Source organism: Methyloversatilis sp. MC4-4, from assembly GCF_049843555.1.
GTDB lineage: Bacteria > Pseudomonadota > Gammaproteobacteria > Burkholderiales > Rhodocyclaceae > Methyloversatilis > Methyloversatilis discipulorum_B.
On record NZ_JBBHZK010000001.1, the window covers coordinates 1,396,923 to 1,411,739 of the forward strand.

Sequence of the window (14,817 nt, forward strand, 5' to 3'; positions counted from 1 at the left end):
GAGCAACGCCGCCGGACGCCCCGCCAACCGTGCACGCGACGTCGAAGCGGTCTCCTCCGGAAGATGAGCGACGCGACCCGCCGGCATCCTTGATGGGCAGGGCTTGAAGCACATTGGCAAGCGGTCAACCGAGGTTCTCAGGATCATCGCTCCTGCTTCTTCAGCAGCCACACGCTGAGCAGCGTGAGCACCGGCACGAAGGCGGCCAGCGCCAGGAAGTCGGCGTACAGGTCGCGCATTTCGAGCGCCTTGGTGAACAGGCCGCGGCTGATGTTCAGGAAATAGGTCGCCGGGAAGAAGGTGCCTATCGTGCGCCCCACGCCTTCGAGCGAGGACACCGGATGCGTGAGCCCGGAGAAGGTGACCGTCGCCAGCATGGTCACCACCGCGGTCGCCGCGAGTGCGGCGATCTGCGTGCGGGCGAAGGACGACATGAGCAGACCGAGGCCGGTGGTGGCGGTGACGAAGATGAGCGCGCCGAGGCTCAGCGACAGCAGGCTGCCTTTCAGCGGCACCTCGAACACGAACACCGCGAGCAGCACCAGCCCGTAGAAGCTCACCATGCTGACGGCGATGTAAGGCAGCTGCTTGCCGATCAGGAATTCCAGACGGGTGACCGGCGTCGCGTACAGATTGGTGATCGAACCCAGTTCCTTCTCGCGCACCACGCCGACCGCCATCAGGATGGCCGGTATGAAGGTGAGCAGCAGCGGAATGACCGCCGGCACCATCGCGAACACGCTGCGGAAGTCCTGGTTGTAGCGGTAGCGCATGTCCAGCTTCGCCGGATACGCGGTAGCCGGCAGCCCTTCGCGCACCGCCGCCTGCTGCAGGAAGTCGGCGTGCAGGCCCTGCACGTAGCCGAGCGTGGTTTCGGCGCGGAAGGGCATGGCGCCATCGACCCAGACGCCGATCTCGACCGCGTGGCCGCTGCGCAGCCGGCGTCCGAATTCCGGCGGTATTTCCAGCGCCACGCTCAGTTCGCCGGCGCGCATGCGGCGGTCCAGCTCGTCGACGCCAGCCAGCGGCGGCTGTTCGATGAAGTAGCGCGAGCCCGCCATGTTCTCGATGTAGGCGCGGCTTTCCGGCGTGTCGTCGCGGTCGAGCACGGCGAATTTCAGGTCCTCGACATCCATCGAAATGCCATAGCCGAGAATGAGCACCATGATGACGGAGCCAAGCAGCGCGAAGGTGAGCCGCACCGGGTCGCGCAGCACTTCCAGCCATTCGCGCCGCGCGTAGGCCAGCAGCCGGCGCTTGCTGAAGGGCGCCGGACGCGCGGCGGGCGACGGCGGTGCAACGGCCGCGGGCGCCTCGGTGACGGCTGGCTGGGCGCCGTCGCCGGTCGCTTCTTCCAGATAGGCGACGAAAGCCTCTTCCAGCGACGCGGCACCGCGCCGCTCGATCAGCGCCGCCGGCGTGTCGCTGGCCAGCACGCGGCCGGCGTGCATCAGCGAAATGCGATCGCAGCGCTCGCCCTCGTTCATGAAGTGGGTGGACACGAAGATGGTCACGCCGTCCTTGCGCGACAGTTCGACCAGCAGTCGCCAGAAGCCGTCGCGCGCCACCGGGTCCACGCCCGAAGTCGGCTCGTCGAGGATGAGCATGTCAGGCTTGTGGATCACCGCCACCGCCAGCGACAGCCGCTGCCGTATGCCCAGCGGCAGACCGGCGGCCTGCGTGTCGAGGTATTCGGCCAGCCCGAAACGCTCGACCATCTCGGCGACGCGCGCCGCGATGCCAGCCGCCGGCAGGTGAAAGAGCTGTGCATGCAGCACCAGGTTCTGCCGCACGCTCAGTTCGCCGTACAGCGAAAACGCCTGGGTCATGAAGCCCACGCGCCGCCGCGTATCCATGTCCTTCGTGTCGACCTCGTTTCCGAACAGCAGCGCCCTGCCCTCGCTCGGCGGCAGCAGGCCGGTCAGCATCTTCATCGTCGTCGTCTTGCCGCAGCCGTTCGAGCCGAGGAAGCCGAAGATTTCGCCGCGGCCGATCTCGAAATCGACGTGATCGACCGCGGTGAAATCGCCGAAGCGCATCGTGAGCCCTTCGGCGACGATGGCCGGGCCGTCCGCCTGCGCAATGCGCGGCGGCACCACCAGTGCTTCGTGCCCCTGGCGTTTGGCCGGCGGCAGCAATTCGATGAAGGCGGCGTCGAGATCGGCCGCGCCGGTGCGCGTCAGCAGTTCGGCCGGCGAACCGGTGGCCAGCACGCGGCCATCGTCCATCGCCGCCAGCCAGTCGAAGCCGGCTGCCTCGCCCATGTAGGCGCTGGACACCAGCACGCTCATGCCGGGCCGCCGCGCGCGGATGCGGTCGATCAGCTGCCAGAACTGGCGACGCGACAGCGGATCGACGCCGGTGGTCGGCTCGTCCAGGATGAGCAGGTCGGGGTCGTGGATGAGCGCGCAGCACAGGCCGAGCTTCTGTTTCATGCCGCCCGACAGCTTGCCGGCCGGGCGGTCGCGGAAGGCGGCGAGACCGGTGCTGTCCAGCAGCTCGGCGATGCGCGCCTCGCGCTCGCGCGTCGCCTGGCCGAACAGTCGACCGAAGAAGTCGACGTTCTCGAACACCGACAGCGTCATGTACAGATTCCGCCCCAGCCCCTGTGGCATGTAGGCGATGCGTGGGCACACCGCGGCGCGGTGGTGGCGGTCGCGCATGTCGCCGCCCAGCACAGCCACGTCGCCCTGCTGGATCAGGCGCACGCCAGCCACCAGCGCCAGCAGGCTGGACTTGCCGACGCCATCCGGCCCGATCAGCCCGGCCATGCAGCCGGCCGGGATGTCGAGCGTGATGTCGTCGAGCGCCACCGTGTCGCCGTAGCGCAGGCCGACACCGGCGAGCCGGGCGACCGTGTCCGTCATGGCGTCGTCGGCGGTTTCGGCGTACCGACCAGCGGCGGCAGCGTCGCCGGCCACGGTGCTTCGGGATCGAGCCGCACCCAGGCCACACCGGGCAGGCCGGTCTTCACCTGTTTGGCGTGCGCCTTCAGCAGCTCGGGCGGAATCTTCACCCGCACGCGGAACATCAGCTTTTCGCGCTCGGTGCGCGTCTCGACCGACTTCGGCGTGAACTGCGCCTGCGGCGACACGAAGCTCACGCTGGCGGGGATCGAAATGTCCGGCCGCACGTCGAGCACGATGCGCGCCTCGGTGCCGATGGCCACGCGGCCGGCCTGCGAGGTCGGCAGGAAGATGGTCATGTAGACGTCGGTGATGTCGAGCAGCGTGAGCACCTTGCCACCCGCCGCCAGCACCTCGCCCGGTTCGGCCAGCCGGTAAAGCACGCGGCCGTCAGCCGGGGCGACCAGCTGCGCGTCCTGCAGATCGACGCGGATGCGCGCGCTGCGCGCCTCGGCGGCCTCGATCGCCGCTTCCGCCTGCTTCACCGCGGCGCGCGCGGCATCGATCGAGGAATAGGCGCCGCGCAACTGCGACGACGCAGCCTTCTGAGCGTCCAGCGCGGATTGCTTGTTGGTCTGGTCGACGTCGAGCTTCTGCGTCGAGATGAACCCCTTGTCGACCAGACGCTGCGTGCGCTCGATGTCCTTCTCGGCCAGCGCCAGCTGGCTCTGGCGCTGCGACACCACGGCGCCGGCCGTTGCCGCCTCGCTCTGCCGCTGCGCCACCGCCGCCACCGCGGCGGCACGGCTGGCGTGTGCCTGCTCGATCTGCGCGTCGCTGATCTTCAGTTCGGCCTCCTGCGCACGCACGTCCATCCGCGCGACGACCTGGCCGGCGCTCACGTCGTCACCCTCGCGCACCGCCACGCTCTCCAGCCGGCCGCCGGTCTTGCTGGCGACATCGATCTCGGTCGCCTCGATGCGCCCGTTGCCGGACGCGAAAGCCTCGCTCACCGGCGGTGCGGCGTACTGCTTCCAGCCGTAATAGCCGGCCGCTGCGGCGGCGAGCACGAACAGCCCCAGAACGAGGCGGCGACGCGATGCAGTCATGGTTCAGTCCGTTGCAATGCGGGAGTCGCCCCGATTGTGCCCCGGTCCGTGTTTCAGCGCCTTGATGTTTCGCAATGCAGCAAAGGACTTAGCCGGTAATCGCGAGTGCCGCCTGCAGCAGCAGAAGCAGCGCGTGCGGAAAGGCCACCGTCGGCTTCAGCGCACTCGTCGCGTACTCCAACAACAACCCGACCGCGCCCGGCCGCGTCGCCTGCCACTCGGTATGCAACTGACAGGCCGCGTACTCCGACGCCCCGTCGGCGATCAGCGTCTCCACCTTCAGCAAGCGCTGACCCAAGCGCCCCTGCACCGTACGCAGCATCGCCTCAATCACCCACACGATCACGGTCAGCGGTGCCGCCAGCTCGAACGGAAAACCGAACAGCGCGGCGCCGGCAGTCAGCGCCACCGCGGCAATCTTGATCCCGACCGCGCAACGTTCGTGGCGCTCGTGGTCCTGCTGCAGCGTGGCCCATTCGGTCTGGAGGGGTGAGGGGTAGGAGGTGTTCATGAGCGCGATGGCGATGCGGGGAAGGTTCGGGAAGGAGAGGAATCTACCCGGTAGCGCGGTTGAATGCCGGGGCTTGCGTCGGGCTTGCGTGACGGAACCGGCTACGCGCTATAGTTGCGCACGCGGATGGCATTCTTCCGGTGATCTGGATGCCATGTGCCATCGGGGTATTTTGGTAATGCGCTAGATCAGTGGAGGAAGAAATGGCAAGAGGAAAACCAGTAGTCCTCGAAACAATTAGCTTCGACACTCAAAGCAAGGCTCGTGTTTTTTTCCAAGAGATATTAAATCGCTACATTCCTGGCGAAACTGTTTCACCCGAGGACTCCACTCATCTCGCGGAACTATTTAAGAGACATCCGAACTATCCGACAAAAATTGGCCCTGGTGTCAATTATTTCGAAGTCATGCCGGAGAAGTTCGGCTCTCAGTGCTTTTGTGCGGTTCTGAAGGACGGAACAAAGGAGGGTTTCTCTTACCAGAAATGCGTGACGCAAAAAGGCGACTGACCTTTTGATTAGATGACATCTATGGACTTCGAAATTCTCATAAATGACGACTACCTAGCTCTTGTTCAGGAGACAGAACTCACTCCCATCGAGAACAAAACCGTTCTGAGCTTAGCCAACGATTTTGAGGATGAGAAGTGGCGACGAAGAAAATTCAACAGTTTCGTCTGGGACAACATCGCTTTGACGGCACTGACGGACCAAGAGCGAGAAAAATTAGCAGGCAAGAGTGACTCAACGTTACGGGAGGCAGCGGTGAAATTGCGGCTGACCGACAAAGAGAACGACAAGGGGAAGGGAAGTGAGCTAGCAGAAATCGTGCTCTATGGAATCATGCAGCACCACTACAAGGCTTTACCCGTGGTCCCAAAGATTTTCACTAAGCAAAATGTGCAAGATAACGCAAAAGGGGCAGATAGCGTTCATATCGTCCTCGAAGGAGAGGACGCATTTTCGCTTTGGTTCGGAGAGGCAAAGTTTTTTAACAGTATCGAGAACGCTAGGCTAGGTGACATCGTCGAGTCTGTCGGGAAGTCACTGCAGACTGAGAAGCTGAAGAAAGAAAACAGCATCATCACCAACATGGCAGAGGTAGATCGACTCGTCAAAAACAAGGATCTGGCTACCAAGATAAAGCTCGCATTGTCACCCGACAACTCGATGGATAGTATCAAGCCAATCCTCCATGTTCCCATCCTACTCTTGCATCAGTGCTCAATAACAGCAGGAGCCAAGGAGATGAACAACGAATATAGAACGAGAATCCGAGAGTATCACATTGACCGCGCGAGCGCCTACTTCAAGAAGCAAATTGAAGCGCTCTCGGATAAGGTATCCAAGTATTCCTCTATCAAGTTTCACATCATTCTTTTTCCCGTTCCAGACAGGCAAGAACTAGTTGATCAGTTCACGAATGCCGTAGCATTTTACAAGGGATAACTGGTGACAGACATCTTCGAGGAATGCTCCGCCATTAATGACCTACTTCAAGCGAACGAGAAAATTGAAGCAAGAAATCGTCTTATTTTCCTGCTTGACGTCATTGGAAAAACGGAACAAGCCTACAACACGTTATTGAACCACCTTATCCGAGAGTCAGGGTTGTATCCCTATCTCGACCCCGAGACATCGAGTTGGCAAGACAGGTTCGTCTATGAATCTTTCAAAGTGGACATCGGGCAGAATGAGCCTGTGACGCTACACAGTGAGCAATCGTTAGTCCTAAAACACCTTCTTGATGGCGACAACCTTCCTCTCAGTGCCCCCACGAGCTTCGGAAAAAGCTTGATCATCGACGCCTACATCGCAATCAAAAGGCCTAAAAACGTCCTGATTCTAGTTCCCACAATAGCGTTGACCGATGAAACCAGACGTAGGTTGAGCAAGAAATTTTCTGCCGAGTACAAAATTGTAACCACATCGGAAGTCGCACTCGGAGAGAATAACATCCTCATTTTTCCGCAGGAAAGGGCGATTCACTACTATGACAAGTTCGAACAATTGGACTTGCTGGTCGTTGACGAGTTTTACAAGGCAAGCAGCGCGTTCGACAAGGAGCGGTCACCGGCCCTCCTGAAAGCTATGCTCAAGCTGGGCGAGAAGGCAGCACAGAAGTACTACTTAGCACCTAACATCGCCGACTTGAACGACAACCCATTCACGAAGGGTATGACGTTCCTGCGTATGGATTTCAATACGGTGTTCCTTGAGAAGCATGAGGAGTACAAGGACATCAATAAAGACGTGCAGAAGAAAAACGATGCGCTTATCAGAATCTTGGGCAAGCACAAAACAAAGTCTCTGATTTACGCAGGCTCATACGCCGGCGTTGATAGCGTAACGACATTGCTGATAGACAACACGAACAAGGAGGATAGCCAGCTGCTATCCGATTTTTCCGCCTGGCTTGCGACGAACTATCACCCAAATTGGAAACTGACTAATTTGGTCAAGCGTGGGGTCGGCATCCATACGGGACAACTTCATCGATCATTGAGTCAGATACAGGTTCGACTCTTCGAAGAGGAGAAGGACGGGCTACAAACGCTGGTATCAACCTCATCAATCATAGAAGGGGTAAATACGTCGGCCGAGAACGTCATCGTTTGGAGCAACAAAAAGGCCCATCTGAAACTTGACGATTTCACATATCGCAACATTATCGGGAGAGGTGGAAGAATGTTCAGGCACTTCGTCGGTAAGATTTATATCTTAGAAGAGCCTCCCTCTCCTTCAGACACGCAGCTTGAATTGACATTCCCAGACGAGTTGTTGGCAGACGTCGATGATGAAAAATACAAGCAACAACTCAGTGACAAGCAGTTGGCAAAGCTACTGCAATACAAGAAGGAAATGACGCAGATAATAGGCCAGGAGTCGTTTGAACGATTGCGGAACGAAGGCGCATTAATTTCAAGCGACACGGAGTTTATTAGAACGATAGCTCTTGCGATTAAGAATTACCAAAAATTTGTAAGGGCACTTGCAAACCTTCATGCGCCATCAAGCGAATATTGCGCCTGGACGCTTTCTCAAAAAATCCTGAAATTGGCCCCGGGCGGATGGGATGTAGGTTACGCAAAATTTGCTGAATTCGTAAGAGTATTATCGAGCAATTGGAGCCTTTCCGTTCCTGAACTGCTAGATCAGCTATCAGCACATGACATTACAATAGATGAATTCTTCAAATTAGAGCGCAATGCAACCTTCAAACAGACCGCATTGCTGAACGACATCAATGTCATCCAGAAAGAAATTGCACCTGACCAGAAGATGGACATCTCGTCTTACATTGCGAAGCTATCAAGAGCTTTCTTGCCATCTTGTACAATGGCGCTCGAAGAGTACGGATTGCCACGCATGCTGGCAAAGAAAATCCACGCATCGGGGCTTATAAATTTTGAAGACGAAGATCTGGACCTCCACACGGCTATCGACCGGCTGCACACTCTAAGGCTCGAAATACTTGAAAAAGTGGAAGGCCTTATTGCTTTTGACAGATATGTCCTAGACTACTTCTACGATGGCATCACCCTGCAACAGTCGAGGGCGGTTGGGAAACAATAGGGGACGCACCACGAATAACATCTTAGTTTTCAAAATCGCGGTCTTTCCTCTATTTTTTCACACCGGGTTAAAATATTTATACTGGCTGTGACTCCATGATTTCAAAGTACAAGAAATACTGCATTCTTTCGGCAGCCACTGGCTTTGCCGCGATCATCTCTCTTGGCATTTATACGATCCCAGATCCATCCAGAAAGGAAGATGCCGTCTGGATGTGCCTGTTTACGCTTCAATTTACATCTTTCTTGGCAGCAAGCATATTCTTATTGAAAGCCAAGAACAGGTCTCTTTGGTGGGTCCTGCTATTGCCTGCGCTAAACATATTTGGCCTTCTCGTCTTTCTTTCCCTCAAAGACGAAGCATCAGCCCAACACAACAAGCAAAATTCTGTTGTGGGGGATTAAGATAAACAATGTAATAAATAGGGTCAGACCTGATTTATTTTCCGGCGCCGCAACCGGCAGCCCGAGCGCGCTTCAGCCTTTCGGGACGAACCCTGGCGACGTAACCCCAGCCCCGGCATCGTTCGCGACAGCCGAGCCCCCTCAATGCCAGCCCGGCGGCATGTTCGCTGGCAGCGCCGACGGAGCGTCCTTGCCGGACCGAACCCTCCTCTCTGTGTCGTCAAGACGCCCACAAGAAGCGTAGTTCTTTCGCACTCCGCCGGTCGACTATAATCATCCCGATAGAAACATTAATAAAATATAAGCAACCCTATCGGGACACTTAATATGGGATCCCCAGTGCCTCTGCCAGTCGAGCGGGCGATCCGGAAGCTTGGCAGCGACATCTCCCTTGCCCGTCGTCGGCGGCACATTTCGCAGGCCTCGCTCGCCGAGCGCATGGGTGCGTCGCTATCGACCGTGCGACGCATGGAGAAAGGAGACCTGCGGGTTCCCATTCACTTCTTCGCCCGCGCGCTTCACGTCTTTGGTGAGATTCAGGCGCTGGAAGACCTGCTGGACACGGCCAAGGACGACATCGGTCTGACGCTGATGGACGAGAACCTGCCCAAGCGCGTGCGCAGCAAGGCCGGTACGTCGGGAGCGCTCTGATGACGGCGACCACGCCGACCCGTCGGCAGATTGAGGTATGCGTCGGCAAAGCCGGTCTGCCTGTCGGCTCGCTCGTCTATGTGCGGCAAGGCCGGCGCGAGCACGGAACAAACGGCGTCTAGATCTCATTTATTCCCATATGGGATGAAGGTCGCCGGATCTGAAACGAGGATGAACGACTTCGATCTGACGAAGACGGGACACATACGCTTGCCCCGGAACGGGATATTTCTACTGCGTATCAGGAGCGCCTAGATGCTTGCGTCCGCACTGAATGAGTTCCCGCGCGGCGCGGAGGTCCAGAGCGTTACGTACGACTTGAAGACACTCGTTGTAAGGACGGGTGTCGGTCCAACGCTGAGGTTTAAAGCGGTCATCGGCTTCAGATTTCTCGACGAAGGAGACCTGCTCGAGTTCTGGCCTTCGTGTTCGGCCAAGTGCGGCGGGCTATTCGAGATACATGATGGCGGCTGGCTTCAGCAAGAAGGACAGCGGAGCGGGTTTATCTCAACTGCGAACAGAGAGGGTGTACGGGAGTTTCTGGTTACCGGGCCAGATGGCTGTCTCAGTGTGCTCTCGTTTCATCCGCCGGAGATTGATGTGGAATCGCCGCGGGTCTTGTAGACGCCAACTCACCTAAGAGTGAGGCGACCAACGCAGCGACCCGCACCGGCAACCCACTGCAAACAGACGAAAAAAACGGCGGGCACAAGGCCCGCCGTTTTCCTTGCCACCGCAGAACTTAGCGGTTGGCGACGTACATGGTGATTTCGAAGCCGAAACGCAGGTCGGTGGCCTTCGGGGTTTCCCAGCGCATGTCTATCTCCTCAGTTTTGATGGATGGCTCTTCCGCAGGCCCTGCATCCCGGTGATCGTGTTGCCTGACCTGCACTGCCAGTATCGTCAGCGGCGCACCTGGGCGCCTCGCAGCTGATCTGAACCGAGTCTAAAGAATTTCATTAAGGGCTGTTTCATCGACAGAATTTGAGAGGCCAGCTTCCCGGCACCTCGCGACGGAACGGCCCGGTGCAGCGCGTCGCACACTGTGCCGTCGCCATCGCTGCGGCATGCGCAGTCACGGCCGATGCGAAAAAGTTTGATCTAATACGAAGCACACTAAGAAAGCGATGGCCACACTGCCGGTGGCCGAACAGACGCCCGGGACGCAGGTCTTCAGCTTTACGCAACCCGCGCCGCCGGGGGACGATCGTGCGCGCGCACAATGCGTGGTGCATGCATACGCCCCAACGATAACCAGAACGCGCCATGCCACACGACATCACCCTCATCGCCACCATCGCGGCCGGTTTCGGCCTCGCCATGATCTTCGGCCTGATCGCGGTACGCCTGCGCATGCCGCCGCTGGTCGGCTACCTGATGGCGGGCATCGTGATCAGTCCGACCACGCCGGGCTTCGTCGCCGACATCGGACTGGCCAGCCAGCTGGCCGAGATCGGCGTGATGCTGCTGATGTTCGGCGTCGGCCTGCATTTCTCGCTCGACGACCTGATGGCGGTCAAGCGCATCGCGGTGCCGGGCGCCGTGGTGCAGATCGCGGTCGCCACGCTGCTCGGCATGGCGGTCTCCACGATGTGGGGCTGGGACATCGGTGCGGCCATCGTGTTCGGCCTTTGCCTGTCGGTGGCCAGCACCGTGGTGCTGCTGCGCGCGCTCGAAGCCAAGGGACTGCTGAAATCGATCAACGGCCAGATCGCGGTCGGCTGGCTGGTGGTCGAGGACCTGGTCATGGTGCTGGTGCTGGTGCTGCTGCCGGCGCTGGCCGGCGTGCTGTCGGGCAATGACGCCGCCGCATCGGGCCGCGACCTTGGCCTGGCAATGGCGATCACGCTGGCCAAGGTGATCGCCTTCATCGTGCTCATGCTGGTGGTCGGCCGCCGCGTGCTGCCGCGCCTGCTGTGGTGGGTGGCGCGCAGCGGATCGCAGGAACTGTTCACGCTGTCTGTGGTGGCCATCGCCGTCGGCGTGGCCTTCGGAGCGGCGGCGCTGTTCGACGTGTCCTTCGCGCTGGGCGCCTTCTTCGCCGGCATGATGATGCGCGAGTCGGAGTTCAGCCACCGCGCCGCCGACGAGTCGCTGCCACTGCGCGACGCCTTCGCCGTGCTGTTCTTCGTGTCGGTCGGCATGCTGTTCGACCCGGCCGTGATCTGGACGCAGCCGCTTAAGCTGCTGCTGGTGGTGGCCATCATCATGGTGGGCAAGACCATCGCCGCGGTGCTGCTGGTGCTCGCCTTCCGCTACCCGCTGAATACCGCGCTGACGGTGGGCGCCAGCCTGGCGCAGATCGGTGAGTTCTCGTTCATCCTCGCCGGGCTGGGCGTGAACCTCGGGCTGATGCCGGCCGAGGGGCAGAGTCTGGTGCTGGCCGGCGCGCTGATCTCGATCGCCGCCAACGCGGCACTGTTCTCCGCCATCGAACCCTTCCGCGCCTGGGCCATCGCGCGCTCGTCGCTGGCCCGCCGGCTGGAACAGCGCGACGACCCGCTGGCGGCGCTGCCGATGACCACCGACGCGCGCCTGCTGAACGAACAGGTGGTGCTGGTCGGCTACGGCCGCGTCGGCCGGCGCATCGCCGACGCGCTGCGCGAACAGCACATTCCCTGCGTGGTCGCCGAACAGAACCGCGAGCGTGTCGACCAGCTTCGGCGGGAGGGCGTACCGGCGGTGTTCGGCGACGCGCAGACGCCCGAGGTGCTGATCCAGGCGCACATCGCCCGCGCGGCAATGCTGGTGATCGCGATTCCGGAAACGGTGAACGTGCGCAAGATGGTCGAGATCGCACGCACGCTGAACCCGGAGATCGCGGTCGTACTGCGCACCCACAACGAGGAAGAGGCCGAGCTGCTGGAGCGCGAGAGCCTGGGCACGGTATTCCTCGGCGAGAACGAACTTGCGCGCGGCATGGCGGAGCACGTCGTGCGGCATTTCGGGCGCGGCGCGCCCGGCGGCGCCAGCTGGCCGCATCACTGACGTCCCTGATGAACACTCCACACACCGACCCCACCGCCAGCGCCAAGGCCTGGCACGCATTGCCCGCAGACGACCTGCCGGCGCTGTTCGATGTGCAGGCGCAGTCGGGCCTGAGCCGCGCCGAAGCGGCCGCGCGCCTCGTGAAGCACGGCCCGAACCGACTGCCCGAGGCGCCGAAGCGCCCACCCTGGCTGCGCTTCCTGCAGCAGTTCCACAACCCGCTGATCTATGTGCTGCTGGTGGCCGGCGCGGTGACGCTGGCGCTGGGCGGCCACGTCGATTCGGCCGTCATCTTCGGCGTGGTGCTGATCAACGCGCTGATCGGCCACATCCAGGAAGGCAAGGCCGAGCGCGCGCTCGACGCTGTGCGCGGCATGCTCGCCGCGCGCGCCACCGTGCTGCGCGACGGCGAACGCCATCAGGTCGACGCTGCCGACCTGGTGCCGGGCGACATCGTGCTGCTTGAATCCGGCGACAAGGTGCCGGCCGACCTGCGCCTGCTGCGCACGAAGAACCTGCGTGTGACCGAAGCCGCGCTGACCGGCGAATCGGCGCCGGTCGACAAGGACAGCGCCGCCGTGGCGGAAGCGGCGGCCATCGGCGACCGCCGTTCGATGTGCTACTGCGGCACGCTGGTCGCGCTCGGCCAGGCGCGCGGCATCGTGGTGGCGACCGGCGTCGGCACCGAAATCGGCCGCATCGGCACGCTGGTCGGCGAAGTGGCGACGCTGGCCACGCCGCTGACCCGCCGGCTCGACCAGTTCGCCCGCCAGATCACCGGCTTCATCCTGGTCGTCGCCACGCTGACCGTGCTCTACGGTCACTTCGTCATACAGATGCCGGCGTTCGACCTCTTTCTCGCCGTGGTCGGCCTCGCCGTCGCGGCCATCCCCGAGGGCATGCCGGCGGTGGTCACCATCGTGCTGGCCATCGGCACCCGCACGATGGCGCGCAAGAAGGCCATCGTGCGGCGGCTGCCGGCGGTCGAGACGCTGGGCTCGGTCACCGTCATCTGCACCGACAAGACCGGCACGCTGACCCGCAATGAAATGACGGTGGTGCGACTGCTGCTCGCCGACCGCGAGATCGGCGTCAGCGGCAGCGGCTACGCGCCGGAAGGCGGCTTTAACGACGATGGTCAGCCGCTCGCCCCCAGCGACGTGCCCGGACTGGCTGCCGCAGCCCGCTGCGCGCTGCTGTGCAACGACGCGCAGATCCGCCACGACGGCGACACCGGCTGGACGCTGATCGGCGACCCCACCGAGGGCGCGCTGGTCGCCTTCGCCCGCAAGGCGGGCCTGGATCCGCTGGACGAGGCGCAGCACTTCCCGCGCGTCGATGCCATCCCGTTCGAGTCGGAACGCCAGTTCATGTGCACACTGCACCGCGACCATACGGGCCACGCCTTCCTGCTGCTCAAGGGCGCGCCGGAGCGGGTGCTGGCACTGTGCGGCACCCAGTACGGCGACGCGCCGCTCGACCACGGCTACTGGACGGCGGCGATCGCGCGCGCCGGCGGTGCGGGCGAGCGCGTGCTGGCGCTGGCGCGGGCGCCCTTCCCCGGCGATCGCGCATCGGTCGAACTGCAGGACATCGACGCCCGCTTCGAACTGATCGGTCTGGTCGGCATCATCGACCCGCCGCGCGAAGAAGCGATCGCCGCGGTGGCGCAGTGCCGCGAAGCGGGCATACGGGTCAAGATGATCACCGGCGACCATGCGGTCACCGCCGCCGCCATCGGCCGCCAGCTGGGGCTGGAGGCCGATCGCACGCTGACCGGCGACGTCATCGGCACGCTGGACGCCGCCGCGCTGCGTGAGCGCGCGCTGGACACCGACGTGATCGCGCGCGCCAGCCCGGAGCACAAGCTGCGGCTGATCGAGGCGCTGCAGGCAGAGGGCCATCTGGTGGCAATGACCGGCGACGGCGTGAACGACGCGCCGGCGCTGAAGTCGGCCGACATCGGCGTCGCCATGGGCGGCAAGGGCACGGACGCGGCGCGCGAAGCCTCGGATCTGGTGCTCACCGACGACAACTTCGCCACCATCGCACGCGCGGTGCGCGAAGGCCGCGTCGTGTTCGACAACATCAAGAAGTCGCTGATGCACATGCTGCCGACCAATGGCGGCGAAGCCGGCGTCATCCTGCTGGCCATCTTCGCCGGCCTGCCACTGCCGGTGACCGCCGGCCAGATCCTGTGGGTGAATACGGTCACCTCGGTCACGCTGGCGCTGTCGCTCGCCTTCGAGCCGGCGGAGCAGAACGTGATGTCGCACGCGCCGCGCCCGCCACAGGAGCCCCTCGTCACCCGCGCGCTCGGCCTGCGCATCCTGTTCGTCATCGCGCTGATGGTGGCGACCACCTTCACCGTCTTCAACTGGGAGCTGGCGCGCGGCAGCAGCATCGAACTGGCGCGCACTTCCGCAGTGAACATGATCGTCGTGTGCGAACTGTTCTATCTGTTCAACGTGCGCCACTTCACCCGTCACGCCTTCCGCCTGGAAACACTGACCGGCAACCGCGTGGCGCTGCTGGTCAGCGCCATCCTGATCGTGCTGCAACTGCTGTTCACCTATGCCGCACCGATGCAGCAGGTGTTCAGGAGTGCCGCGCTCGACCTGTCTTCATGGACGGTGATTCTCGGCCTCGGCGCCGCCGTGTTTCTGGCGGTCGAAATCGAGAAGGCGGTCCTTCGCCACATCCGCGTCGCCCGGCTGTGAGCCGGCACGCATC

12 protein-coding genes are annotated in these 14,817 nt (G+C 61.9%); 8 read left to right on the forward strand and 4 right to left on the reverse strand.

Annotation, left to right across the window (positions count from 1 at the left end; translation table 11 throughout):
* Positions 1–143: 143 nt before the first annotated feature.
* The 3 genes from rbbA to WDZ97_RS06430 form a co-directional block, all read right to left on the reverse strand.
* On the reverse strand, positions 144–2,867 hold the full coding sequence (gene rbbA, locus WDZ97_RS06420; protein WP_425762180.1) for a ribosome-associated ATPase/putative transporter RbbA: 2,724 nt from the start codon (positions 2,865–2,867) through the stop codon (positions 144–146).
* Positions 2,864–3,955, reverse strand: coding sequence for an HlyD family secretion protein (locus tag WDZ97_RS06425; protein ID WP_304003452.1), 1,092 nt, complete (start codon positions 3,953–3,955; stop codon positions 2,864–2,866). The genes rbbA and WDZ97_RS06425 overlap by 4 nt, the downstream gene beginning before the upstream one ends.
* Positions 3,956–4,043: 88 nt before the next feature.
* Entirely contained in the window at positions 4,044–4,466 is a 423-nt protein-coding gene (locus WDZ97_RS06430) for a hypothetical protein (RefSeq protein WP_425762181.1), read from the reverse strand.
* A gap of 203 nt (positions 4,467–4,669) precedes the next feature.
* Between WDZ97_RS06430 and WDZ97_RS06435 the strand changes: the two genes are divergently transcribed.
* The 6 genes from WDZ97_RS06435 to WDZ97_RS06460 all read left to right on the forward strand — a co-directional run bounded on the left by WDZ97_RS06435 (position 4,670) and on the right by WDZ97_RS06460 (position 9,720).
* On the forward strand, positions 4,670–4,975 hold the full coding sequence (locus WDZ97_RS06435; protein WP_341421503.1) for a DCL family protein: 306 nt from the start codon (positions 4,670–4,672) through the stop codon (positions 4,973–4,975).
* A gap of 21 nt (positions 4,976–4,996) precedes the next feature.
* Positions 4,997–5,914, forward strand: coding sequence for a HamA C-terminal domain-containing protein (locus tag WDZ97_RS06440; RefSeq protein WP_425762182.1), 918 nt, complete (start codon positions 4,997–4,999; stop codon positions 5,912–5,914).
* 3 nt (positions 5,915–5,917) lie between these two features.
* Positions 5,918–8,041, forward strand: coding sequence for a DEAD/DEAH box helicase (locus tag WDZ97_RS06445; protein ID WP_425762183.1), 2,124 nt, complete (start codon positions 5,918–5,920; stop codon positions 8,039–8,041).
* 95 nt (positions 8,042–8,136) lie between these two features.
* On the forward strand, positions 8,137–8,445 hold the full coding sequence (locus WDZ97_RS06450) for a hypothetical protein (RefSeq protein WP_341421506.1): 309 nt from the start codon (positions 8,137–8,139) through the stop codon (positions 8,443–8,445).
* A 339-nt stretch (positions 8,446–8,784) separates the two neighbouring features.
* The gene (locus tag WDZ97_RS06455) at positions 8,785–9,096 is read left to right on the forward strand and encodes a helix-turn-helix domain-containing protein (RefSeq protein ID WP_425762184.1); all 312 of its coding nucleotides are present in this window, start codon (positions 8,785–8,787) and stop codon (positions 9,094–9,096) included.
* Between the two features lie 255 nt (positions 9,097–9,351).
* Complete coding sequence (locus WDZ97_RS06460; RefSeq protein WP_425762185.1) at positions 9,352–9,720, forward strand: hypothetical protein; 369 nt, start codon at positions 9,352–9,354, stop codon at positions 9,718–9,720.
* A 118-nt stretch (positions 9,721–9,838) separates the two neighbouring features.
* Here WDZ97_RS06460 and pqqA read toward each other — a convergent pair whose 3' ends face one another.
* Positions 9,839–9,913, reverse strand: coding sequence for a pyrroloquinoline quinone precursor peptide PqqA (pqqA, locus tag WDZ97_RS06465; protein WP_425762255.1), 75 nt, complete (start codon positions 9,911–9,913; stop codon positions 9,839–9,841).
* Between the two features lie 449 nt (positions 9,914–10,362).
* Between pqqA and ybaL the strand changes: the two genes are divergently transcribed.
* Positions 10,363–12,084, forward strand: a complete 1,722-nt coding sequence (gene ybaL, locus WDZ97_RS06470; RefSeq protein ID WP_425762186.1) for a YbaL family putative K(+) efflux transporter — start codon at positions 10,363–10,365, stop codon at positions 12,082–12,084.
* A gap of 8 nt (positions 12,085–12,092) precedes the next feature.
* Positions 12,093–14,804, forward strand: a complete 2,712-nt coding sequence (locus WDZ97_RS06475; protein ID WP_425762187.1) for an HAD-IC family P-type ATPase — start codon at positions 12,093–12,095, stop codon at positions 14,802–14,804.
* The last annotated feature ends 13 nt before the right edge of the window (positions 14,805–14,817 follow it).